Here is a 23,055-nt window from a genome sequence, read left to right as displayed (position 1 = left end):
GACGACGGATCATGGCTACCAGAAAAGAAGCACTCACCAAGCGTGCGAGCCGTGTTCGCCGCCAGATCAAGAAGGTCGCAAACGGCCGTCCGCGTCTGTCGGTTCACCGCTCGTCCAAGAACATCTATGTCCAGGTCATTGATGACGTGGCCGGCCGCACGCTTGCTGCCGCCTCCACGCTCGATGCCGGTCTGCGCACGTCGCTGAAGACCGGTGCTGACGTTGCGGCTGCTGCCGCTGTCGGCAAGCTGGTTGCAGAACGCGCCACCAAGGCCGGCGTGACGGAAGTCGTGTTCGACCGCGGCGCCTTCATCTATCACGGCCGTATCAAGGCCCTGGCCGAAGCTGCCCGCGAAGGCGGCCTGAGCTTCTAAGAATTTTCGCCCGCATCCCTGAAGAAGGGGAGGCGGGCGAAATGCGGTTCGCCGCACGCATCAGTCGTCCCATCCTAGTCCTTCATGGGCAGGGGATGGTTGGCTCCCGGAAATTGCCCATTGCACCCGGAAAAGAAAAAGGAAAAGAACAATGGCACAAGAAAGAAGAGGCCAGCGCGAAGATCGCCAGAGCCGCGAAGAGCGCGATAGCGAATTCGTCGACAAGCTGGTCGCGATCAACCGCGTCGCCAAGGTCGTCAAGGGCGGCCGTCGTTTTGGTTTTGCAGCTCTCGTCGTCGTCGGCGACCAGAAGGGCCGCGTCGGCTTCGGCCATGGCAAGGCACGCGAAGTGCCGGAAGCCATCCGCAAGGCGACCGAAAGTGCAAAGCGCGATCTGATCTTCGTTCCCCTGCGTGATGGCCGTACGCTGCATCATGATGTCAACGGCCGTCACGGCGCCGGCAAGGTTCTGCTGCGCTCGGCCAAGGCTGGTACCGGCATCATCGCCGGCGGCCCGATGCGCGCCGTATTCGAAACGCTCGGCGTCCATGACGTCGTTGCCAAGTCGACCGGTTCGTCGAACCCTTACAACATGGTTCGCGCCACGTTCGACGCCCTGAAGCATCAGGTGCATCCGAAGGACGTAGCAGCTCAGCGCGGCATCAAGTATGCAACGCTGCAGTCTCGCCGCGCCGCTTCCGGCAATGCGCAGGAAGAATAAGGAGAGCGATAATGGCCAAGAAAGCCACTCAGGCAGAAGCCAAGAAGACGGTTACGGTCGAGCAGACCGGTAGCCCCATCCGCCGCCCGGCCGTACAGCGTCAGACGCTGATCGGTCTCGGCCTCAACAAGATGCACCGGACCCGTACGCTGGAAGATACTCCTTCCGTTCGTGGCATGATCCGGGCTGTCCAGCATCTCGTTCGCGTCGTCGACGAGAAGTGAGACGGAGGAATTGACCATGAAACTGAATGAGATCAAGGACAACGAAGGCTCTTCCAAGGACCGTATCCGCGTAGGTCGCGGTATCGGTTCGGGCAAGGGCAAGACCGGTGGTCGCGGCGTGAAGGGTCAGAAGGCCCGTTCCGGCGTCGCCATCAAGGGCTTCGAAGGCGGCCAGATGCCGATCTATCGTCGCCTGCCGAAGCGCGGCTTCACCAACATCTTCAAGACTGACTACGCCACCGTTTCGCTCGGCCGTATCCAGACCGCGATCGATGCCAAGAAGCTCGACCCGAAGGCAACGATCGATGCTGCTGCCCTCAAGGCTGCAGGCGTCATCCGTCGTCCCAAGGACGGCGTTCGTCTCCTCGCCGACGGCGAGCTGACGACGAAGGTTTCGATCGAAGTTGCCGGCGCCTCCAAGGCTGCCGTCGAGAAGATCGAGAAGGCCGGCGCTTCCATCAAGCTGCTCGTCGTAGCCGAAGCAGCGGCCGAATAAATCGTTTTGAAATCGCCCGGTTTGTGCTTCACACCGGGCGATTTTATCTCCATATGTGAGCCTCACGATCCCGAAGCGATCCTGTTGGTCGCCTGACCGGGATCATACGGAAAACAGGGTGAGGCATCCGATTGCATTGGCAATCTCGCGCGCCCGGTTTTTTGAACCAGAATTTTTAGACTGCTTTCCGGACCCGGCATTCCCCCCGCCGCCGGAGAATTGGTCAGGCGGAGAATTGCATGGCTTCTGCAGCGGAACAACTTGCCTCCAATCTGAATTTTGCGACTTTCGCAAAAGCGGAGGATCTCAAGAAGCGGCTTTGGTTTACCCTCGCGGCACTTCTCGTGTATCGCCTCGGTACCCATATTCCGCTTCCGGGCTTGAACCCCGAAGCCTATGCGCAGGCCTTCCGCGGCCAGGCCGGTGGCATCCTCGGACTTTTCAACATGTTTTCGGGCGGTGCAGTGGAGCGCATGGCGATCTTCGCGCTCGGCATCATGCCCTACATTTCTGCATCGATCATCGTGCAGCTGATGACCTCGGTCGTTCCTTCGCTTGAAAACCTCAAGAAGGAAGGCGAAGCCGGCCGCAAGATCATCAACCAGTACACCCGCTACGGCACGGTGCTGCTCGGTACGCTGCAGGCCTATGGCATTGCAGCCGGCCTCGAGAGCGGCCAGGGCCTGGTGCTGGATCCGGGCTGGTTCTTCAAGATTTCGACGGTCGTGACGCTGCTCGGCGGCACCATGTTCCTGATGTGGCTCGGTGAGCAGATCACCTCGCGCGGCATCGGCAACGGCATTTCGCTGATCATCTTCGCAGGTATCGCCGCAGGTCTTCCGACCGCGCTGGCCGGTACGTTGGAGCTCGGCCGCACCGGTGCGCTCCCGACTGCGCTGATTCTCACCGTTATCGTGGTGGCGATCGGCGTTATCGCCCTCATCGTTTTCGTCGAACGCGCCCAGCGCCGCCTTCTGATCCAGTATCCGAAGCGCCAGGTCGGCAACCGCATGTTCCAGGGCGATACGTCGCACCTGCCGCTGAAGCTCAACACTTCGGGCGTCATTCCGGCGATCTTCGCCTCGTCGCTGCTGCTATTGCCGGCGACCGCTGCGGGCTTTGCCGGCAATAGCGGGCTGCCGGACTGGGCGACGATGATCATCTCGGCGCTCGGCCACGGCCAGCCGCTGTTCATGCTGCTCTACGGCCTGCTGATTGCCTTCTTCGCCTTCTTCTACACGGCGATCGTCTTCAATCCGAAGGACACCGCCGACAATCTGAAGAAGCATGGCGGCTTCATTCCGGGCATTCGTCCGGGCGAACGCACGGCCGAATACATCGATTACGTGCTGACCCGCATCACGGTTGTCGGCGCGATCTACCTTGTCTTCGTCTGCATCCTGCCGGAATTCCTGGTGGCCCGCAGCGGCGTGCCATTAGCCCTTGGTGGTACTTCGCTTTTGATTGTTGTCAGTGTAACCCTCGATACGGTAGCACAGATTCAAGGGCACCTCATTGCGCAGCAGTATGAGGGTCTGATCAAGAAGTCGAAACTGCGCGGAGGAAAGAGGGGACGATGAGACTGATTCTTTTGGGGCCGCCGGGCGCGGGTAAGGGGACCCAGGCCCAGCGGATCGTGGAGAAGCACGGTATCCCGCAGCTCTCCACGGGCGACATGCTGCGTGCAGCGGTTGCCGCCGAGACGGAAGTCGGCAAGCGCGCCAAGGCCGTCATGGATGCCGGCAACCTTGTCTCCGACGAGATCGTCAATGCGATCGTCTCCGAGCGTATCGACCAGCCCGATTGCGCCAACGGCTTCATCCTCGATGGTTTCCCGCGCACCCTGGTGCAGGCGGATGCCACCGAGGCGATGCTGAAGGCGAAGGGCCTTGATCTTTCCGTGGTCATCGAACTGCGTGTCGACGACAAGGAACTCGTGCGTCGCGTCTCCGGCCGTTATTCCTGCGCGAACTGCGGTACGACCTATCACGATACCGACAAGAAGCCGTCTCAGGAGGGCGTCTGCGACAAGTGCGGTTCGACGCATTTCAAGCGCCGTCCCGACGACAATGCCGAGACCATGACCAAGCGCCTCGAGGTCTACTACAAGGAAACCTCGCCGCTGATCGGTTATTATCATGCCAAGGGCAAGCTCAAGGCTGTCGATGGCATGGCGGACATGGACAAGGTCACGGCCGATATCGAAAATATCCTGGCGGCTCTTTGAGCCGTCATCGATCTGTTAAAGAATCTTGGGCGGAACGGTTGCTTTTGAGCGCTGATTCCGTTAAACACCGCGCCAACTCGCGACAGCTTTAAGCGATCGGCGCGGATTTCCCGCAAGGACATCCGGGACTGGTCGTTTTGGCCTGTTCCGTATGGTGTTTGAACTGGCGGCCATACTCGGCTGCTTTCATGGAAGAAGTACCACTTGCCGGATGGCAACTGGAACAAGGAGAATAGGCGTGGCACGTATCGCTGGCGTCAACATCCCGACTGCGAAGCGCGTTGTCATCGCGCTGACCTACATTCACGGGATCGGCCCGAAATTCGCATCGGAAATCATGGAGAAGGTCGGTCTTCCGGCTGAAAAGCGCGTCCATCAGCTGACGGACTCGGAAATCCTGCAGATCCGTGAAACCATCGACCGCGACTACCAGGTCGAAGGTGACCTTCGTCGCGAAACCGCGATGAACATCAAGCGTCTGATGGACCTTGGCTGCTACCGCGGCCTGCGTCATCGCCGTGGCCTCCCGGTCCGCGGTCAGCGCACGCACACCAATGCCCGCACCCGCAAGGGCCCGGCAAAGGCGATCGCTGGTAAGAAGAAGTAATTTTGGGGGAGCAGTCGTCGGTGGGTGGTGATCTGATCCCGCGCACTGACGATCAATGACTGCTCACTCCAAGGTGGAGCCGCTGGAATTACGGCGGTGCAGAGATCAACGAAAGGGATAAAATGGCCAAGGAAGCCACCCGCGTCCGTAGACGCGAGCGTAAAAACATCACGTCGGGCGTTGCCCACGTCAATTCTACCTTCAACAACACGATGATCACCATCACCGACGCTCAGGGCAATGCGATTGCCTGGTCGTCCGCTGGTGCAAAGGGCTTCAAGGGTTCGCGCAAGTCGACCCCGTTCGCCGCTCAGATCGCTGCCGAAGACTGCGCCAAGAAGGCGCAGGAGCATGGCATGAAGTCGCTGGAAGTCGAAGTCTGCGGCCCGGGTTCCGGCCGTGAATCGGCTCTGCGCGCTCTGCAGGCTGCCGGCTTCATGATCACCTCGATCCGCGATGTGACCCCGATCCCGCACAACGGCTGCCGCCCGCGCAAGAAGCGCCGCGTCTGATCGTCGGAAATTGAGAGGCTGCCGGATCTCGTTTTGGGATTGGGGCGGCCTCTGCCTGAACTCGGGAATAGCCGCCTGACCCTCCCTGGAGGTTCGGCGGCTTTACCCATATCGCCGGTGGGCGTTGTCCCGATCGGTGCTCCTCATGCTCGGTTGCCACGATTGGATGGTGGCAACGAACGGAAGGTATCAAGTGATGATTCAGAAGAACTGGCAGGAACTGATCAAGCCGAACAAGGTGGAATTTTCCTCCTCCGGCCGTACCAAGGTAACCCTGGTTGCCGAACCCCTCGAGCGCGGCTTCGGCCTGACGCTCGGTAACGCGCTTCGCCGCGTGCTTCTGTCGTCTCTGCGCGGCGCGGCTGTGACCGCCGTGCAGATCGACGGCGTATTGCATGAGTTCTCCTCCATCCCGGGCGTCCGGGAAGATGTGACGGACATCGTGCTCAACATCAAGGAAATCGCCATCAAGATGGATGGCGATGACGCAAAGCGCATGGTCGTGCGCAAGCAAGGCCCGGGCTCGGTAACCGCCGGCGACATCCAGACGGTTGGCGATATCGAGATCCTCAACCCGCACCATGTCATCTGCACCCTCGACGAGGGCGCTGAAATCCGCATGGAATTCACGGTCAACAACGGCAAGGGTTATGTCCCGGCCGATCGTAACCGTGCTGAAGATGCTCCGATCGGTCTCATCCCGGTCGACAGCCTCTATTCGCCGGTCAAGAAAGTGTCCTACAAGGTGGAAAACACCCGCGAAGGCCAGGTTCTCGACTACGACAAGCTGACCATGACCATCGAAACCGATGGCTCGGTCACGGGTGAAGACGCCGTTGCCTTCGCCGCCCGTATCCTTCAGGACCAGCTGTCGGTCTTCGTCAACTTCGACGAACCGCAGAAGGACGTCGAAGAAGAATCGGTTACCGAACTCGCGTTCAACCCGGCGCTTCTCAAGAAGGTGGACGAACTGGAACTGTCTGTCCGTTCGGCCAACTGCCTGAAGAACGACAACATCGTTTACATCGGCGACCTCATCCAGAAGACCGAGGCGGAAATGCTGCGCACTCCGAATTTCGGTCGCAAGTCGCTGAACGAGATCAAGGAAGTTCTGGCATCCATGGGCCTCCATCTGGGTATGGAAGTTCCCGCCTGGCCGCCGGAAAACATCGAAGATCTCGCCAAGCGTTACGAAGACCAGTACTGAAATCAACAAAGGCAGGTTTTGACTGCCTTTCCCCGTCAAACAGCGGGCCTCTGATCGGAAGAGATGAGTGCCCGTATGTGCCAGGAAACGGCAGGCCCGAAAAGAACTGGGTCCCTGCATTAAAGGAGAATAGCCATGCGCCACGGAGTAGCCGGCCGCAAGCTCAATCGTACCGCCAGCCACCGCAAGGCGATGTTCGCCAACATGGCGGCTTCGCTCATCACCCATGAGCAGATCGTCACGACCCTTCCGAAGGCGAAGGAAATCCGTCCGATCGTTGAAAAGCTCGTCACGCTGGGCAAGCGCGGCGACCTGCACGCTCGTCGTCAGGCGATCTCGCAGATACAGGACCAGGACGCCGTCAAGAAGCTGTTCGACGCCATCGCTTCGCGTTACGCAACCCGCAACGGCGGTTACCTGCGCATCATGAAGGCCGGCTTCCGCCAGGGCGACAACGCTGCCATGGCCGTCATCGAGTTCGTTGAACGCGATGTTGACGCCAAGGGCGCAGCCGACAAGGCTCGTGTTGCCGCTGAAGCAGACGCTGCCGAAGCCGCATAATTTTCTGCGTCGTCGGAATTGAAAAAGCCGGGTGGAGACGCCCGGCTTTTTCGTGTTTCGGGCCAACCATGGTAGCCACCTCACCGATCGACCGCACAGCTTGACCTGTGTCAAGAGCTTCCTCCGCCAAAGCGATAAGGTCTCGGCATTGAGACAAAATCGTGAGGTAAGGAAAATGGTTGAACAGGTAGTTTTTGATAACGCAAAGGACGAACTCGTCATTCCCGCTTTGGCCCCTGTCTATGACAAGCTGGCGCAGCCCATGGCCTGGAGCATATTCCGGCTGGCGGTCGGCGGCATGCTGGTGATCGAAGGATGGCCGAAGATCATCGCGCCGTTCGCGCAGGTCGGCTTCGTCGAAAATCTCGGCATGTATCCCGGCTGGTTCTGGTCGCCCTTCCTGGCCGCCCTGCAGTTCTTCGGCGGCATGTTCATCGCCGCCGGCCTGTTCACCCGGCCCGTGGCGCTCGCCAATGGCGTCATGCTGGCCATCACGCTCTGGTTCCACGTCACGCACCCCTATGGCGAGGCCTTCCTGACGCCTGCCGGCATCGAGGCGCTGAAAGCCGGCGGCCAGCAACTGTTCACGCCGCAGGCCCTGGTGCGGCTGAAGGACGGCGGGCATGTCTTCCTGGAGCAGGTTCAGGGTAAGGCAGAACTGGCATCGCTGTTCTGGACCGGAGGCGCCTTCCTCTACGCCGCCTTCGGAGGAGGTTACCTGTCGCTCGACAAGCTGCTTTTCCGCAAGCACTTCTGAGTAGCCCGAACGGCTGCCGAATATAAGATGAGTCGGATCGATGGATCCGGCTCTTTTGCGTTGAGGGCATTCATGCGGACGGCGGTACCGGATCCGCCCGTCGCGTCAACCGATTTGCCTTGCCCTCTGGGAAACGACGGGTTTTGTCGGTTTGTTATTGCCCCTTTTCCAGTTCAGGATCGGTCGTCTGAGGGATCGATAGACCAGCAACAGGGCAATCAGCGCGATGTGAATGAACGGCACCAGTGTCACCGATTTGACCGCCAGCACGTAGTGAAGCGCCCCACCGGCGGCGATCAGGTAGATCAGCTTGTGCAGCCTGTTCCAGGCCTGAGACAGCTTGCGGATCGACCAGTTGTTGGAGGTGACGGCAAGCGGGATCAGCATCAGCAGGCAGGCAAAGCCGATGGTGATATAGGGCCGCTTGGCGATATCGCCGCCCACCGCGCCAAAATTGAAGCGCAGGTCAAGCGATACATAGACCGAGAAATGCAGGAGCACGTAGTAGAAGGCGATCAGCCCGAGCGCCCGCCGATACCGCACCCAGTTGATCCCCGCGAGATCGCGCAACGGCGTGATCGTGAGGGTCGCGATGATGAAGCGCAGCGCCCAGATGCCGAGCTGATGCTCGAACTCCTTGACCGGATTGAAGCCCAACCCGCCCGTCAGCCCGAGATAGAAATACCAGACGGCCGGAATGAGCCCGATCACGTAGAGCGCCCAGACGCTTGCCTTGTGGTAGCGGCGGGGCAGGGCGGGGATCGAGGCCATCAGTAATTCGCTTTCAGGTCGAGCCCGCTATAGAGGCTTGCCACCTGGTCCGCATAACCGTTGAAGGGAAGCGTCGGCCGGCGGTTGGCGCCGAAGAAGCCGCCTTCGCCGATCCTCTGCTCCGTCGCCTGGCTCCAGCGCGGATGGTCGACCGCCGGATTGACGTTGGAGTAGAAACCGTATTCGCGGGCGTTGGCGTTCTTCCAGGTGGTCTCCGGCTGTTTTTCGACAAGCGAGATCCTGACGATCGATTTGATGCTCTTGAAGCCGTATTTCCACGGCACGACGAGCCGGATCGGCGCGCCGTTCGGGTTCGGCAACGTCTCTCCGTAGAGCCCGACCGCGAGGATCGCCAGCGGATGGCGGGCCTCATCGAGGCGAAGGCCCTCGATATAGGGCCAGGGCAGCGGCTGGAAAAAGCCCTTCTGCCCCGGCATTTCCTCCGGCCGCACCACGGTCTCGAACGCCACGTATTTGGCGCTGCCGAGCACGTCGACCTGATCCAGAAGAGCCGAAAGCGGGAAGCCGATCCACGGGATCACCATCGACCAGCCCTCGACGCAGCGCATCCGGTAGGTACGCTCCTCGAGGTTCATCTTCATCAGTTCCTCAAGCCCGAATTCCTTCGGCTTGCCGACCATGCCATCCACTTTCACCGACCAGGGCGTCGGCTTGAAGTCGCCGGAATTGGCGGCGGGATCGTCCTTGTTGACGCCGAATTCGTAGAAATTGTTGTAGGTGGTGACCGCCTCCTTCGGGGTCAGCTTCTCGTCCACTTTGTAGGCGCTGGGGCTGGCCGTTAGCGGTGCGGCAAATGCGCTGTCGGCGCCCGCAAAGGCAAGTCCGGCGACGGCCGCAGCGCCCATAAAATACCGCCGCGACATGTAGATGTCGCGGGGGGTGATTTCGGAAGCCGGAATATGCGGCGGACGATAGGCGGGCATGTCGAAAATCTCCTCTGCGGCAACGGGTGCCTTCTTGCTCCTATACGTAACGCGGAACCGAAAGGTTTCACAGCGGTGCGAAGATTGGTTCGAACCACGTTTGCGTGAAAAAAGCCGGAGGGTTGCGGATGGAAATGCAATCGATGGAACCCCATTTCGAGTTCTACAGTTCTCATCGCAGGGCCGTTTGCCGAATAAGAGGAGATTGCAGATGACGGCACGCACATGGGATGCCGGAAGCAACGAAACATTCGCCGACCGCGCCGAAAGGTTGCGGCGCCTGCGCCGCCTTTCCGGCATCGCGCGGCTGATGGACACGGCGATCGGCATTCCGGGCACCCGCATCCGTTTCGGCGCCGATTCCGTCTTCGGCCTGATCCCGCTCGTGGGCGATGCGGGCGGCGCCTTGGTCGGCCTTTACATCGTCAACGAAGCCCGCAGGCTCGGCCTGCCACCCGCAAAACTCGCCCGGATGCTCGGCAATATCGCCACCGATTCCATCGTCGGCAGCGTGCCGCTGGCGGGCGACGTCTTCGACCTGTTCTTCAAGTCGCACCGCCGCAACGTCCAGATGATCCTCGACCACTTCGGCATCCATCCCGACGAACTGCGGGAGAGGTGAGGCAGCACCCTCCACCGGTCTTCCCAACCGTACCGCTTTGGCCTGTCGTGATAGTGACACTCTGGGCACTTTGCGCTAGGAAAGCCGCAAAACCATGGGCTTTTGCGCGCGTCTCCCGAAAGGGGTAGACTGCGCCGGCCCGAACAAGAGATCGAGGACAACACCATGCCAGCTTACCGCTCGAGAACCACGACCCACGGCCGCAACATGGCAGGCGCGCGCGGGCTTTGGCGCGCGACCGGCATGAAGGACAGCGATTTCGGCAAGCCGATCATCGCGGTGGTCAACTCGTTTACCCAGTTCGTGCCCGGCCACGTGCACCTGAAGGATTTGGGCCAGCTCGTTGCCCGCGAGATCGAAGCGGCCGGCGGCGTCGCCAAGGAATTTAACACGATCGCCGTCGACGACGGCATCGCCATGGGCCATGACGGCATGCTCTATTCGCTGCCGTCGCGCGAAATCATCGCCGACTCGGTCGAATATATGGTCAACGCGCACTGCGCCGACGCCATGGTCTGCATCTCCAACTGCGACAAGATCACTCCCGGCATGCTGAATGCCGCGATGCGCCTCAACATCCCGGCGGTCTTCGTCTCGGGTGGCCCGATGGAGGCCGGCAAGGTCGTCCTGAAGGGCAAGACCCATTCGCTCGACCTGATCGACGCCATGGTCGCGGCCGCCGACGACAAGATGAGCGACGAGGACGTCAAGGTCATCGAGCGCTCGGCCTGTCCGACCTGCGGTTCGTGCTCGGGCATGTTCACCGCCAATTCGATGAACTGCCTCACCGAAGCGCTCGGCCTGTCGCTGCCCGGTAACGGCTCGACGCTCGCCACCCATGCCGACCGCAAGCGCCTGTTCGTCGAGGCCGGCCACCTGATCGTCGATCTCGCCCGCCGCCATTACGAGCAGGAAGACTATTCCGTCCTGCCGCGCTCGATCGCCACCAAGCAGGCCTTTGAGAACGCCATGGCGCTCGATATCGCCATGGGCGGTTCGACCAATACCGTGCTGCACATCCTTGCTGCCGCCTATGAAGGCGAGGTCGATTTCACCCTCGACGACATCGACCAGCTGTCGCGCAAGGTGCCGTGCCTCTCCAAGGTCGCGCCGGCCAAGGCCGACGTCCACATGGAGGACGTCCACCGTGCCGGCGGCATCATGTCGATCCTCGGCGAACTGGATAAGGGCGGGCTGCTCAACCGTGATTGCTACACGGTCCATGCCGAAACCCTCGGCGATGCGATCGACCGCTGGGACATCACCCGCACCAACAGCGAAACCGTCCGCAACTTCTTCCGTGCGGCGCCGGGCGGTATCCCGACCCAGGTCGCCTTCAGCCAGGACGCCCGCTGGGACGAGCTCGATACCGACCGCGAGGCGGGCGTCATCCGGTCCGTCGAACATCCGTTCTCGAAGGACGGCGGCCTGGCAGTCCTCAAGGGCAATATCGCCATCGACGGCTGCATCGTGAAGACGGCCGGCGTCGATGACTCGATCCTGAAGTTCACCGGTCCGGCCCGCGTCTTCGAGAGCCAGGATGCCGCCGTCAAGGCGATCCTCTCCAACGAGATCGTCGCGGGCGACGTTGTGGTCATCATCTACGAAGGCCCGAAGGGCGGCCCAGGCATGCAGGAAATGCTCTATCCGACCAGCTACCTGAAGTCGAAGGGCCTCGGAAAGGCCTGCGCGCTCATCACCGACGGACGTTTCTCCGGCGGCACGTCCGGCCTGTCGATCGGTCACGCTTCTCCCGAAGCTGCCAATGGCGGCACGATCGGCCTGGTGCGGGAAGGGGACAAGATCGAGATCGACATCCCGAACCGCACGATCAACCTGGCGGTCTCGGAAGCCGAACTCGCCGAGCGCCGCAAAGAGCAGGACGCCTTGGGCTGGAAGCCCTCGCATCCCCGCAAGCGCAATGTCACGACGGCCCTGAAGGCCTACGCCGCGTTTGCTGCGAGCGCTGACAAGGGCGCCGTGCGGATCTTGCCGGAGTAAATCGGGTATCGCGGCTCAGGCGCGTATCCTGCGTTTGAGTCGCAAGCCGTCTCGAAAACTCATCCCCAGAAGGACGATGTTCGTCGCGCCGGCACAGAGTTCCAGTGCCTGCACGGCATAGAATATCGCGCCGAAGTCAGCGTTGACCGCAAGCTGCCGCAATACAAGCGCGCAAGGAACAAGCACGAGCAATCCATTGAGCGCGATGAGGGGCATCCGCTTCTTTTTGGCGGCAACGGCCGGATGATTCCAGCGCCCGCCGAGTCGGAAGCCGCTGAACCCCGCAAAGGCGAGCGCCGGGATCAGCAACGGCAATCCCCAGGGAATGGCAAGCTTGACCGAGCGGATCACTTCCATATTGCCGGAGATTTCGCCGAATGCGGTCGATAACCAGAAGGCGAGCATAGTCGCCAGCGCCAGTGCCCCGGCGGCGGGATGAAGAACTTTCATCGATTTGGTCCTTAGAGGAGGTTAGTCGGCGGGCGCTGGGCGTCGAGGCCGGCTGAAAGCTGTTCGAGACTGCCGATCGCGGCACGAAGCCCGGTGGCATTCATTCCTTCCGCCAATCTGGCGGCCATGGCATGCCATTCTTTCATGATCGCCGCATAGGCCTCCCGTCCCTGGAGGGTGAGGCGAACGAGCCGCGCCCGCTTGTGATGCGGGTTTTCGTCAAGCGCCACGATGCCATCCCGCTCGAGTTCATCGATCAACCGCTGTACCGATTGCCGTGCGAGGCCCATGTTGCGGGCGATCTGCGCGACCGTGAGCGGTTGGCCAGCAAGCTCGACAGCGCCCATCACCTGCCAGCGGGCGCTGGACAAGCCGAAAGGAGCGGTGAGACTGTCGCCCGCGGCGATCAGTGCGCCATTGGCGCGAAAAACCGTCAAGGCAAGCGTGGTGACCATTTCATCAACATCGTCTTTCATGGCAGCATACTGTCAAATTGACAGCATGTTGTCAATGATAATTCTGACGCTTGTGAGGGTTGGATATCCTAGAGCGGCCGGTTCAAATTTTTGTAAGCCTCGTCGAGCTGCCTCAGCCTCTCGCCATAGGCCGCCCGGATGCATTCGACATCCTCGCCGCATGCCTGCCGCCTCTTCAGCCAGGAGCTCTGCTCGTCCTGCAATTTGCCGCGGTTTCCCATCGCCATCAGGCCGGTGAGGATGTCGAAGGTGGTTACCATTTTCACGTCGGCATCGTTGAGTGTGCGCGTGTCGCAGATCACCTTCTCGTCGGCCGCAAGGTCTGCCCGTTCGCAGTCGAAACTCGCCGCGGCTGCGGTTCGGGGCAGGCCTGAAAGCGTCAGGCCGAGAAGAAGGTTGGTCGTCAAGGCGATTGCGATGGTAGAACGTCTCATGGCAGCACTCCAGATCTCCATGCGCAACGCCTGGAGATCACCTCAGTTCCCAGAGGCTCCAGAGGGCGAAGGCGAGACAACAGAGCCAGACGGCAATGATGAAGGCGAAACCGGTACGGCTGGTAGGGCGTTCCGCCCAACGCTCGGCCTCTTGTCGGAACTCGCTCATCAACGGCTCCGGGACGAGCCTGACGGCGAGCATGATGCCGAGCGGCACGATCAGCAGGTCGTCGAGATAACCGAGAACCGGGATGAAATCGGGAATGAGATCGATCGGCGACAGCGCATAGGCTGCGACCGAGCCCGCGATCAGCTTGGCATGCCAAGGCACGCGGCGATCGCGCGAAGCGAGCCACAACGCCAGGATGTCGCGTTTCAGCCGTTTCGCCCAGCCTTTTGCACGTGCCAACCAAGTCATGTCTTTCTCCGCATATCGGCCCTATATAGTGTGAAAAGCTTGACGGTTTTCGCCATCATTTCCGTTGTTCCGCCACCTTTCCTTTCTAGCGTCCCGCGCTACAAATCGATCCGGATTTTCTCATGAGGACTTACATGCTGACCATGCCGAAACGCGTGTCGACCGGCCTTCTCGCCCTTGCTCTCCTGATGCCCGTGGCGGCACTCGCCCAGGAGAAGGTCGTGCCGCAGAGCCGCCAGGAAATGCAACTCTCCTTCTCGCCGCTGGTCAAGCAGACCGCCGGCGCCGTCGTCAACGTCTATGCCGAACGGGTGGTGCAGCGCCTCAATCCGTTTGCGGGGGACCCCTTCTTCGAGCAGTTCTTCGGCCAGCGCATGCCGAACCGTTCGGAAAAGCAGTCGTCGCTCGGCTCCGGCGTCATCCTTGCGGCGGACGGCCTCGTCGTTACCAACAACCACGTGATCGAAGGTGCCGACGATATCAAGATCGCGCTCGCCGACGGCCGCGAATTCCCCTGCGACGTGGTGCTGAAGGACGAGAGCATCGACCTGGCCGTGCTGCGCATCAAGTCGAAGGAGCATTTTCCGGTTCTCGCCGTCGGTGATTCCGATCGGACTGAAGTGGGTGATCTGGTGCTTGCGATCGGCAACCCGTTCGGCGTCGGCCAGACGGTGACGAGCGGCATCGTCTCGGCACTTGCCCGCAACCAGGTCACCACGGGCGATTTCGGCTTCTTCATCCAGACCGACGCCTCGATCAATCCGGGCAATTCCGGCGGCGCGCTGATGAACATGAACGGCGAGTTGATCGGCATCAACACCGCGATCTTTTCACGCGGCGGCGGTTCGAACGGCATTGGTTTCGCGATCCCCGCCAATCTCGTGAAAGTCTTTCTGGCCGCCGCTTCCCAGGGCAAGACAAGCTTCGAACGCCCATTCGTCGGCGCGAGTTTCGATGCCGTCAATTCGGATGTGGCCGAAGCGCTCGGCCTCAAGACCGCCCGCGGCGCGCTGGTGACACGCGTTGTCGAGGGCGGACCGGCGGACAAGGCCGGCCTGAAGCCCGGCGAAGTGGTGACCGCCGTCAACGGCATTTCGGTCGAGCATCCCGATGCGCTGGGTTACCGGCTGACCACCGCCGGTCTCGGCAGGCAGGCGGTGCTAACCGTCCAGACCGCCGACGGCCAGCGGCAGGTGAACCTGGCGCTCAACACCGCCCCGGAAACCACGCCGCGCGACGAGCGGCTGATCGAGGGGCGCAATCCGTTTGCCGGCCTTCGCGTTGCCAACCTGTCGCCGAAGCTCGCGACCGAACTGCGCATCCCGGCTGAAAAGACCGGCGTGGTCGTGACCGACGTGACGCGCAACTCTCCCGCCGCCCGCCTCGGTTTCGAACCGAAGGACATCCTGATCTCCCTGAACGGCACCGCCGTCACCAGCACCAAGGGCATGGAAACCATGCTCGACGACGATCCGGGTTTCTGGCGTGTCGAGATCGAGCGTGGCGGCCAGCGTATAAGGCAGTTCTTCCGATGAACGGTGATCTCTTCGCGCCCAAGGTTCCGGAAGAGGTCGCCAACCGGCGGCCGCTCGCCGATCGCCTGCGGCCGAAGTCGCTTGCCGAAGTGACCGGCCAGCCGCACCTGACGGGCGAGGACGGGGCGCTGCGGCGGATGATCGACAGCGGCTCGCTCGGCTCGATGATCTTCTGGGGGCCGCCCGGCACGGGCAAGACCACTGTCGCCAGGCTGCTGTCCGGTGAGGCGGGACTTGCCTTCGAACAGATCTCGGCAATCTTTTCCGGCGTTGCGGACCTGAAAAAGGTGTTCGAGACGGCGCGCCTGCGCCGCATGGACGGCCGCCAGACGCTGCTCTTCGTCGACGAAATCCATCGCTTCAACCGCGCCCAGCAGGATAGTTTCCTGCCCGTCATGGAGGACGGCACCGTCATCCTGGTCGGTGCGACGACCGAGAACCCGAGTTTCGAACTCAACGCCGCTCTTCTGTCACGGGCCCGGGTGCTGACGTTCCGCAGCCATGACGAGGAAAGCCTGAGCGAGCTTCTCACCCGCGCCGAACAGGCCGAAGGCAGGCCGCTGCCGCTCGACGAGGATGCACGCGCCAGCCTCATCCGCATGGCCGATGGCGATGGCCGCGCGGTGCTGACGCTTGCCGAAGAAGTCTGGCGCGCCGCGCGGGAAGGGGAGGTCTTCGATACGACGGGCCTCACCCAGATCGTCCAGCGCCGCGCCCCGGTCTACGACAAGGCGCAGGACGGGCATTACAATCTGATCTCGGCGCTCCACAAGTCTGTGCGCGGTTCTGATCCCGATGCTGCGCTCTATTATCTGGCCCGCATGTTCGATGCCGGCGAGGATCCGCTTTATCTCGGCCGCCGGCTGGTGCGCATGGCGGTCGAGGATATCGGCCTTGCCGATCCGCAGGCGCTGGTCGTCTGCAATGCCGCCAAGGATGCTTATGACTATCTCGGTTCACCGGAAGGCGAACTGGCATTCGCTCAGGCTTGCGTCTATCTGGCGACCGCGCCGAAATCCAACGCGGTCTATACCGCCTTCAAGGCGGCAACCCGGGCCGCCAAGGAAAACGGTTCGCTTCTGCCGCCCAAGCATATCCTGAATGCCCCGACCAAGCTGATGAAGGGCGAGGGGTATGGCGACGGTTATCGCTACGACCACGACGAGCCGGATGCTTTTTCAGGTCAGGATTATTTTCCGGAGAAAATGGGCCGGCAGACGTTCTACGACCCGCCGGAGCGCGGTTTCGAGCGTGACATCCGCAAGCGGCTCGACTGGTGGGCCAAGCTTCGCAAGGAACGAAACCCCAAGTAGACCCTCTGCTGAAACCGATCAGGAGGCCTGTTTCTGGGCCACGACGTTGGCTGGCGCCCCGATCAGCCTGACGGAGGATTCCGCCAGCCCGTGATGACCTTCCATGTCGACGATGACGTGCCAGTGGCCAGCCTCGGGGATCACCAGGCGGATAGGGGATCGCTTGGCAACGCCCCCGACATATTTGAAATCGAGAAGTTCGGTAAAGCGCTGGAAATTGGCGGCGTTCATCAGGCGCACGTTATTCACCGCATTCAACGTCACCTCGATCGTCGTCCCCGCGCGCTGCGGTTTGAGATCGTAGTGGGTAAAGCGGAAATTCGGGACGGCCATTCCTGCCTCATTGATGCCAGCATAGAAGTTCATCAATCTTAACAATGTGTCGTTAACGAATGGTGGAACATTGCGGTTACCTATGTGTTTAGTTCTCTGAAGACCAACTTCAGCCGGCACAATCCCCATGCCGCGCCGAAGACAATCAGGCGGCTTTGGTCCCCTGCAACCGCCGTACAAGAATAATATTTTGACCTCCAATCTGCCTGTCCCGCCGTCTCCTCGCGGCGGGATTTTCTTTGCGCCAGAGTTTTTGGCGCGGATTGTAGGCCCGGGCTCTTCCTCTTCGTCCTTGGGGCATCACCACCAACCAAATTCCCGAGGAGGACGTCATGTCGATCAGGATAATCGCCACCGCAATCGCAGCCCTTGCCGCATCGCTCGTTCCAGCATTCGCCGAAGCGCAGGAGCCGAGATCGGCCGCCCCGCAGGCCACCGCCGCCGAGCCATCGAAGAAGGGCCGTGTCGAGGCCGGCGGCATCAGCTATTATTACGAGGTCCGCGGGGAAGGCGAACCGCTCCTGCTGCTCCATGGCGGTCTCGGCTCCATCGACATGTTCGCACCGATCATGCCGGCGCTGACGGAGCACCGCCAGGTCATCGCCGTCGACCTCCAGGGCCATGGCCGCACCTCGCTCGGCAAGCGTCCGATCAGCCTGGAAGCCATGGGCGCCGACATGGGCAAGATCGTCTCCGAGCTCGGCTACCGCCAGGTCGATGTGCTCGGTTATTCCATGGGCGGCGGCATCGCCCTGCAGATGGCGGCTCAGGCGCCGGAAAAGGTGCGGCGGCTCGTCATCGCCTCGGCGCCTTTCGCGAAAAGCGGCTTCTTTCCGGAAATGATCCCGCAGCAGGAGTCCGTCACCGGTGCCATGGCCGAGATGATGAAGGACACGCCGATGTTCATCTCCTACAAGGCCGTGGCTCCGGATGTTTCCGAATTCCCAAGGCTCCTCGATGCGATGGGCGACCTGATGCGCCGGGACTACGATTTCTCCGATACGGTCGCCAGGTTGCCCATGCCGGTCATGCTGGTCTTCGGCGACAGCGACATGGTGCGCCCGGAGCATATCGTCGAGTTTTATCAGAAGCTCGGCGGCGGCCTGAAGGATGCCGGCTGGATGCGGGAAAACATGCCGAGGAACCGGCTGGCGATCCTGCCCGATCTCACCCATTACGAGGCATTTGCATCGCCGGCCCTGGCGCCGACCGTGCTGCCTTTCCTCGACGGCAAGAGCAACGCGCCGAACTGGGCGGAGCAGGTGAAGAAGTAAATCGTAGTCAATGCCATGCCGGCCGAAAGGCTGGCATGGCTGCGGTTTCAAGCACTTGCCGGAATCTGCGGAATCTCGTTCGGAAGGACTTGAATCAGTTTCTGAGGTTTTCGCGGTCGAGCTGGATGGCCAGCGCCAGCACCGTTTCGCAGGTCGGTGTCGGCACGCCGGCGAGCTTGCCGAGCGCCACCACCATGCCGGTCAGCGGCACGATCTCCAGCGCCTTTCCGGCAAGCAGGTCCTGCAGCATCGAAGTCCTGACGGGACCAAAACCGCCAGAACGGCTGAGCTGTTCTTCGACGCTGCCGCTGAATATCGCGCCGAGCGCCTCGCCGACCGCCCTGGTTTCGGTCATCACCTTGCCGATCTGTGCGGCGAGCGGCGCATTGTCCATGATGCTGTTCATCCGGCCGCGGGTAAGCGCGCTGATCGGGTTGTAGGCGGCATTGCCCATCAGTTTGGTCCAGATCGCATCGCGGATCCGCTCGGTCGGGATGATATTGAGGCCGGCGCGTCCAAGAAGCTCGCAGATCGACGCCAGGTCGGGCGAAAGCTCGCCGGAAGGTTCGCCGAGGAAAAAGCGCCCGTCGCCATTGAGGCGAATGGTGCCGGGTTCGGTGACCTCGGCGCCCTGATAGGCAACGCAGCCGATAACGCGTTCCGGGCCGACCAGCCGCCAGAGCTTGCCTTCCGGATCGAGTTCCGGGAGCTGTCGTTCCGCGTGCCCGCTTTCGGAATCCCGATGGAAATACCACCAGGGAATGCCGTTGAGGATCATGATGACCCGCGTGCCTTGCTTGAGAAGGCCGGCAAGGCCCTCGGCTGCATCCGCAAGCTGGTGTCCTTTGAGGCCGGTGACGATCAGGTCCTGTTTCGGCAGTTCCGACGGGTCGCTGGTGGCGGTGACACGCGCATGGAGCGGCGCGGCATCGCCGCCCCGCTCGACGGTCAGGCCATTTTCGCGAATGGCGGCAAGATGTGCGCCGCGCGCCACGACGGAGACATTCGCCTCCGCGCCGAGGCCGCTCGCGATCTTCGTCGCGAAGGCGCCCCCGAGAGCGCCGGCCCCATAGATGCAGATATTCCTGATGGTCATGATGTCCTCGCCAGAGCTATATGCGGTGCGCAGGTCTAGGACATCTTCGGCGCGCGGGCGAACGAGTTTTTGTGATGGATCAATGGGCCCAGCTGTCGGACACGAGCTCTGTCCGGCGAAGCTCGTCGATCGCCGTGACAGCGTCCTCCACCGACCAGCCGGCCTTGACGGCGGCGGCGATCATCTTGATCTCCGCTTCCTCTTCGAGCGCAAGAAAGAGCGGTTCGAGAGCCTCCTGAACGGTGAGGATATGGTCATCCGGCGGGGCGATGGACGTACGTGCAGCGGACGTAGGCATGGTACGCGGTGCTCCTCTCTCTTTTGTGATCGACTGTTCACAATTGCTATGACCGGAAAAGGTTCCACCCAACCTGTGGAAAATTTCATTCGGCCGCTTTCTGCAACACCAAGCTTGTTCTTTCGCCAAGCCTCTGCCTTGTTGCCGAGCTAAAATACAAGTGATTCGGGTGCCACGAGGCCGCCCGGCCGGCGGGTGCCGATGCCAAGGAGATTGCGATGACGGACGCCAAAAAATACCAGATCACCGAAATGCGGCCGAAGATCACCGTGATCGGCGTCGGCGGCGGCGGCGGCAACGCCATCAACAACATGATCGCCGAGGAGCTGGAGGGCGTCGATTTCATCGCTGCCAATACCGACGCGCAGGTTCTCGCAACGTCCAAGGCATCGCGGCGTATCCAGCTCGGCGCCCATGTGACCGAAGGCCTCGGCGCAGGCTCGCTGCCGGAGATCGGTCGGGCTGCCGCGGAAGAGTCGATCGATGAGATCATGGATCACCTCTCCGGCTCGCACATGTGCTTCGTGACCGCCGGCATGGGCGGCGGCACAGGCACCGGTGCCGCACCGGTCATCGCCCATGCTGCCCGCAATGCCGGCATCCTCACCGTCGGCGTCGTCACCAAGCCCTTCACCTTCGAAGGCAACCGCCGCATGAAGACGGCCGATGCCGGCATCGAGGAATTGCGCCGCGCTGCCGATACCGTCATCGTCATCCCGAACCAGAACCTGTTCCGCATCGCCGATGCCAAGACCACGTTTGCCGACGCGTTCATGACCGCCGACAAGGTGCTGTTTGCCGGCGTCGGCTGCATTACCGACCTGATCGTCAAGGAAGGCCTGATCAACCTCGATTTCGCCGACGTGAAATCGGTGATGAAGGGCATGGGCCGGGCGATGATGGGTACCGGCGAAGCCTCCGGCGACGGCCGCGCACTGCTCGCCGCCGAAGCCGCGATCGCCAACCCGCTGCTCGACGACATCTCGATGAAGGGCGCCAAGGGCGTGCTGATCTCGATCTCCGGCGGCTCCGACATGACGCTGTTCGAGGTGGACGAAGCGGCAAGCCGCATCCGCGACGAGGTGATGGACGATGCCGACATCGTCGTCGGCGCGATCTTCGACCGCAGCCTCGACGGCAAGTTCCGGGTCTCGGTGGTGGCGACCGGCCTCGATGGCGGCGAAGCGGGCGTGGCTCCGGGCACCCCGGCGGACATGCAGACTTTCCAGCGTACGCTGCAGTAACGTCCCGGTTCGCTTATCTCGAGAACAGCAGTTTTATATAGGAGCGGTAGGCAAGAATCTGCCGCTCCAGTTGCCGGGGATCCTTCAGCGCTTTCGACATGATGATCGCCCCGTCCATGATGCAGGACAGCATGTTCGCCACATCTGCCAGAGCGACCGGTTCGCGGGGCGAATAGACCTCTGCGATCTCCTCGATATATTCGAGAAACCGCGCGTTCCAGGACCGTATCGAATCCGAGTTCAGCTTCAATACTTCATGATCGAAGAGCCGCTCCTGATAGCAGACCGCGGCGATCAGGCAGCCTGGATGGCCGCCCGGCAGATCGCGCACCAGCTCGCTCAGGAACTTCAGCCCCAATAGAAAAGCCTGCAGCGGATCGTCGCTGAGTTCCCGGGCCCGACCGAACATGTCGTCGAAGACCTGGTCGTTTTCGGCGACATAGCGGCGCAGCATCTCGCGCGCCAGCTCGTTCTTGTCCTTGAAATGGTAGAAGAACCCGCTCTTGGTAATGCCGGCTTCGGCGATCAGTTCGTCGATCGATGTGGCGGCAAACCCCTTGGCGAGCACGGACGCTTCCGCAATTTCCATGATGCGATCACGGGTGGCTGCGCCCTTGCGCGTTTCCGAAGACTTGACCGTTGGTACAGTTTCGCGCTGCCTCAGCGCGGCAGCGTCGAGATCTTCCGCCCTTTCAGACATGCTAACCTCCCGTAAATTCAGACAAATTTTAAAAACGTGCTCGGCTGTACCATGAGCTTACTAGAAGCCTCGCACCTAAACCTGCGAAAAACGGTCATTCACCGAGCGGCCGGGAACAACATCCGGACCCGCTTGCCATGTTTACCACAGGAGACAGACGATGGCCAAGTATCGCCACGACCTGCCGCAGATCAAGAGCGGCGATTTTCTTTCTGACGGAGGGCTGGAAACGACGCTGGTCTTCCATCGCGTCATCGACCTTCCGGCCTTCGCGGCTTTTCCGCTGCTCGACGACGCGGCAGGCCGCGAAGAATTGACCGCGTATTATGAAACCTATCTGGCGATCGCCCGCGAACACCGCCTCGGCTTCATCCTCGATACGCCGACCTGGCGGGCAAATGCGGACTGGGGGCCGCAGCTCGGTTACGATCGCGACGCTCTGAGGGCGGTCAATATCCGCTCGGTGGAATACGTCGAAAAGCTGCGCCGTCTCTGGGAGCGGCCGAGCCGGCCGATCGTCCTCAACGGCGTCATCGGACCCCGCGGCGACGGCTACAAGGACGGCAACATGGAGCCTCATGCGGCGGAAGACTATCACGCTTTCCAGGCTGAAGCCTTTGCCGAGAGCGAGGCCGACATGATCTCGGCGATCACCATGAACAATATCGGCGAGGCGATCGGCATCGTCCGGGCCTCGAGGCGCGTCGGCATGCCCTGTATCGTGTCCTTCACAGTCGAGACGGACGGCCGGCTGGTGAACGGCAAGACATTGCGGGCAGCGATCGAGGAGACCGATGCGGCGACGGAGGGCTACGCGGCCTATTACATGGTCAATTGTGCCCACCCGACCCATTTCGAGCACGCGCTTTCCCGCGGCGAAAACTGGGTGAAGCGGATCTCCGGCATCCGCGCCAACGCGTCCGCCAAGAGCCATCAGGAACTCGACGAGTCGACGGAACTGGATATCGGCGACCCGCTCGACCTCGGCGCCCGCTACCGCTCGCTCCGGCAGAACTATCCGGCAATGCGGGTGCTCGGCGGCTGCTGCGGCACCGACCATCGGCATCTGCAGGCGATCTGCGACGCCTGCCTGCCGGCGGTCGCGGCCTGAGGGGGAGGGAGGAGCATGCCTGCAACGACATTGCTGGGCGCCATCGCCGTGATTTCCGGCCGCTGGCTCAGTCCGCTCGCCACGGTGAAGGATGCCGATGGCGAGCGCGGCCGGGCGAGGCTCAAGAGGTTGCCCATGATCGACGAGCACCTGCTTCGGGATATCGGATTTCGCGAAGACGTGTACCGTTTCCACCGCGACCGCTTTTCCGGGGTCTGACCCTTAGACCGTTCCAATCAGAACCTTTCGGCGGTTGTGCTGCCGGAAGGTTTTTCTTTTGCTTTCGCCGTCTTCCCTTTGTCCTCCGTCGCGGATATAGCTCGCCCCCCAACCGACGATTGAGAGGAGA

The 23,055-nt window shown here is 61.7% G+C and carries 29 protein-coding genes; 19 read left to right on the top strand and 10 right to left on the bottom strand.

Translation table 11 applies throughout. From position 1 onward, the window contains the following. Positions 1 to 11 precede the first annotated feature (11 nt). The 11 genes from rplR (at position 12) to ABCW43_RS03300 (ending at position 7,686) form a co-directional block, all read left to right on the top strand. Positions 12 to 374: a 50S ribosomal protein L18 gene (gene rplR / locus ABCW43_RS03350; protein WP_024164298.1), complete on the top strand. Its 363-nt coding sequence runs from the start codon at positions 12 to 14 to the stop codon at positions 372 to 374. A 151-nt stretch (positions 375 to 525) separates the two neighbouring features. Continuing rightward, complete coding sequence (gene rpsE / locus ABCW43_RS03345) at positions 526 to 1,095, top strand: 30S ribosomal protein S5 (RefSeq protein ID WP_037084719.1); 570 nt, start codon at positions 526 to 528, stop codon at positions 1,093 to 1,095. 11 nt (positions 1,096 to 1,106) lie between these two features. Then, positions 1,107 to 1,319, top strand: coding sequence for a 50S ribosomal protein L30 (gene rpmD / locus ABCW43_RS03340; RefSeq protein ID WP_037084714.1), 213 nt, complete (start codon positions 1,107 to 1,109; stop codon positions 1,317 to 1,319). 16 nt (positions 1,320 to 1,335) lie between these two features. Next, positions 1,336 to 1,815, top strand: coding sequence for a 50S ribosomal protein L15 (rplO, locus tag ABCW43_RS03335; protein ID WP_345922118.1), 480 nt, complete (start codon positions 1,336 to 1,338; stop codon positions 1,813 to 1,815). Between the two features lie 239 nt (positions 1,816 to 2,054). Next, entirely contained in the window at positions 2,055 to 3,395 is a 1,341-nt protein-coding gene (secY, locus tag ABCW43_RS03330) for a preprotein translocase subunit SecY (protein WP_037084710.1), read from the top strand. After that, entirely contained in the window at positions 3,392 to 4,042 is a 651-nt protein-coding gene (locus ABCW43_RS03325; protein WP_046635338.1) for an adenylate kinase, read from the top strand. Before secY ends, ABCW43_RS03325 begins: the two co-directional genes overlap by 4 nt. Before the next feature lie 238 nt (positions 4,043 to 4,280). Further along, positions 4,281 to 4,649, top strand: a complete 369-nt coding sequence (gene rpsM / locus ABCW43_RS03320; protein ID WP_037084707.1) for a 30S ribosomal protein S13 — start codon at positions 4,281 to 4,283, stop codon at positions 4,647 to 4,649. Positions 4,650 to 4,771: 122 nt separating this feature from the next. After that, entirely contained in the window at positions 4,772 to 5,161 is a 390-nt protein-coding gene (gene rpsK / locus ABCW43_RS03315; RefSeq protein ID WP_007766864.1) for a 30S ribosomal protein S11, read from the top strand. A 196-nt stretch (positions 5,162 to 5,357) separates the two neighbouring features. Next, a complete protein-coding gene (locus ABCW43_RS03310) occupies positions 5,358 to 6,368 on the top strand; it encodes a DNA-directed RNA polymerase subunit alpha (protein ID WP_007766867.1) in 1,011 nt (336 codons plus the stop codon). A 135-nt stretch (positions 6,369 to 6,503) separates the two neighbouring features. Further along, entirely contained in the window at positions 6,504 to 6,929 is a 426-nt protein-coding gene (rplQ, locus tag ABCW43_RS03305; protein ID WP_007766870.1) for a 50S ribosomal protein L17, read from the top strand. Between the two features lie 175 nt (positions 6,930 to 7,104). After that, positions 7,105 to 7,686, top strand: a complete 582-nt coding sequence (locus ABCW43_RS03300) for a DoxX family protein (RefSeq protein ID WP_345922117.1) — start codon at positions 7,105 to 7,107, stop codon at positions 7,684 to 7,686. 105 nt (positions 7,687 to 7,791) lie between these two features. On the opposite strand, the gene msrQ is transcribed toward ABCW43_RS03300, so the two are convergent. Continuing rightward, entirely contained in the window at positions 7,792 to 8,457 is a 666-nt protein-coding gene (gene msrQ, locus ABCW43_RS03295) for a protein-methionine-sulfoxide reductase heme-binding subunit MsrQ (protein ID WP_345922116.1), read from the bottom strand. After that, the gene (gene msrP, locus ABCW43_RS03290; protein ID WP_345922115.1) at positions 8,457 to 9,401 is read right to left on the bottom strand and encodes a protein-methionine-sulfoxide reductase catalytic subunit MsrP; all 945 of its coding nucleotides are present in this window, start codon (positions 9,399 to 9,401) and stop codon (positions 8,457 to 8,459) included. The genes msrQ and msrP overlap by 1 nt, the downstream gene beginning before the upstream one ends. 211 nt (positions 9,402 to 9,612) lie before the next feature. Here msrP and ABCW43_RS03285 point away from each other — a divergent pair, with 211 nt between their 5' ends. Beyond that, a complete protein-coding gene (locus ABCW43_RS03285) occupies positions 9,613 to 10,023 on the top strand; it encodes a DUF4112 domain-containing protein (RefSeq protein ID WP_345922114.1) in 411 nt (136 codons plus the stop codon). Positions 10,024 to 10,188: 165 nt separating this feature from the next. Then, the gene (gene ilvD / locus ABCW43_RS03280; RefSeq protein ID WP_345922113.1) at positions 10,189 to 12,024 is read left to right on the top strand and encodes a dihydroxy-acid dehydratase; all 1,836 of its coding nucleotides are present in this window, start codon (positions 10,189 to 10,191) and stop codon (positions 12,022 to 12,024) included. Between the two features lie 15 nt (positions 12,025 to 12,039). Here the strand turns inward: ilvD and ABCW43_RS03275 are convergent, their stop codons facing one another. From ABCW43_RS03275 to ABCW43_RS03260, 4 genes are all read right to left on the bottom strand, one after another. Continuing rightward, positions 12,040 to 12,474 carry a hypothetical protein gene (locus ABCW43_RS03275; protein WP_345922112.1) on the bottom strand — a complete coding sequence of 145 codons (435 nt, stop codon included), beginning with the start codon at positions 12,472 to 12,474 and terminating at the stop codon, positions 12,040 to 12,042. Between the two features lie 11 nt (positions 12,475 to 12,485). After that, a complete protein-coding gene (locus ABCW43_RS03270) occupies positions 12,486 to 12,950 on the bottom strand; it encodes a MarR family winged helix-turn-helix transcriptional regulator (RefSeq protein WP_345922111.1) in 465 nt (154 codons plus the stop codon). A 68-nt stretch (positions 12,951 to 13,018) separates the two neighbouring features. After that, entirely contained in the window at positions 13,019 to 13,384 is a 366-nt protein-coding gene (locus ABCW43_RS03265) for a lysozyme inhibitor LprI family protein (RefSeq protein WP_345922110.1), read from the bottom strand. A 37-nt stretch (positions 13,385 to 13,421) separates the two neighbouring features. After that, a complete protein-coding gene (locus ABCW43_RS03260; protein ID WP_345922109.1) occupies positions 13,422 to 13,802 on the bottom strand; it encodes a YkvA family protein in 381 nt (126 codons plus the stop codon). A gap of 134 nt (positions 13,803 to 13,936) precedes the next feature. Here ABCW43_RS03260 and ABCW43_RS03255 point away from each other — a divergent pair, with 134 nt between their 5' ends. Then, entirely contained in the window at positions 13,937 to 15,337 is a 1,401-nt protein-coding gene (locus ABCW43_RS03255) for a DegQ family serine endoprotease (RefSeq protein ID WP_345923320.1), read from the top strand. Continuing rightward, the gene (locus ABCW43_RS03250; RefSeq protein ID WP_345922108.1) at positions 15,334 to 16,650 is read left to right on the top strand and encodes a replication-associated recombination protein A; all 1,317 of its coding nucleotides are present in this window, start codon (positions 15,334 to 15,336) and stop codon (positions 16,648 to 16,650) included. Before ABCW43_RS03255 ends, ABCW43_RS03250 begins: the two co-directional genes overlap by 4 nt. A gap of 18 nt (positions 16,651 to 16,668) precedes the next feature. Here ABCW43_RS03250 and ABCW43_RS03245 read toward each other — a convergent pair whose 3' ends face one another. Further along, entirely contained in the window at positions 16,669 to 16,983 is a 315-nt protein-coding gene (locus ABCW43_RS03245; RefSeq protein ID WP_345922107.1) for a DUF1883 domain-containing protein, read from the bottom strand. A 332-nt stretch (positions 16,984 to 17,315) separates the two neighbouring features. Between ABCW43_RS03245 and ABCW43_RS03240 the strand changes: the two genes are divergently transcribed. Beyond that, entirely contained in the window at positions 17,316 to 18,257 is a 942-nt protein-coding gene (locus ABCW43_RS03240) for an alpha/beta fold hydrolase (protein ID WP_345922106.1), read from the top strand. A 94-nt stretch (positions 18,258 to 18,351) separates the two neighbouring features. Here the strand turns inward: ABCW43_RS03240 and ABCW43_RS03235 are convergent, their stop codons facing one another. Together ABCW43_RS03235 and ABCW43_RS03230 are read right to left on the bottom strand one after the other, a co-directional pair. Beyond that, on the bottom strand, positions 18,352 to 19,353 hold the full coding sequence (locus ABCW43_RS03235; RefSeq protein ID WP_345922105.1) for a ketopantoate reductase family protein: 1,002 nt from the start codon (positions 19,351 to 19,353) through the stop codon (positions 18,352 to 18,354). A gap of 79 nt (positions 19,354 to 19,432) precedes the next feature. Beyond that, positions 19,433 to 19,651, bottom strand: a complete 219-nt coding sequence (locus ABCW43_RS03230; RefSeq protein ID WP_210011584.1) for a hypothetical protein — start codon at positions 19,649 to 19,651, stop codon at positions 19,433 to 19,435. A gap of 218 nt (positions 19,652 to 19,869) precedes the next feature. Between ABCW43_RS03230 and ftsZ the strand changes: the two genes are divergently transcribed. Further along, entirely contained in the window at positions 19,870 to 20,895 is a 1,026-nt protein-coding gene (ftsZ, locus tag ABCW43_RS03225; RefSeq protein WP_105401094.1) for a cell division protein FtsZ, read from the top strand. Positions 20,896 to 20,908: 13 nt separating this feature from the next. On the opposite strand, the gene ABCW43_RS03220 is transcribed toward ftsZ, so the two are convergent. Beyond that, a complete protein-coding gene (locus tag ABCW43_RS03220) occupies positions 20,909 to 21,595 on the bottom strand; it encodes a TetR/AcrR family transcriptional regulator (RefSeq protein ID WP_345922104.1) in 687 nt (228 codons plus the stop codon). Between the two features lie 160 nt (positions 21,596 to 21,755). Here ABCW43_RS03220 and ABCW43_RS03215 point away from each other — a divergent pair, with 160 nt between their 5' ends. Together ABCW43_RS03215 and ABCW43_RS03210 are read left to right on the top strand one after the other, a co-directional pair. Then, positions 21,756 to 22,706, top strand: a complete 951-nt coding sequence (locus ABCW43_RS03215) for a homocysteine S-methyltransferase family protein (protein ID WP_345922103.1) — start codon at positions 21,756 to 21,758, stop codon at positions 22,704 to 22,706. A 15-nt stretch (positions 22,707 to 22,721) separates the two neighbouring features. Then, positions 22,722 to 22,925: a hypothetical protein gene (locus tag ABCW43_RS03210; RefSeq protein WP_345922102.1), complete on the top strand. Its 204-nt coding sequence runs from the start codon at positions 22,722 to 22,724 to the stop codon at positions 22,923 to 22,925. Positions 22,926 to 23,055: the final 130 nt, after the last annotated feature.

Source organism: Neorhizobium tunisiense, assembly GCF_039631515.1.
Classification (GTDB): Bacteria; Pseudomonadota; Alphaproteobacteria; order Rhizobiales; family Rhizobiaceae; genus Neorhizobium.
This window is presented reverse-complemented; position numbering and strand designations above follow the sequence as displayed.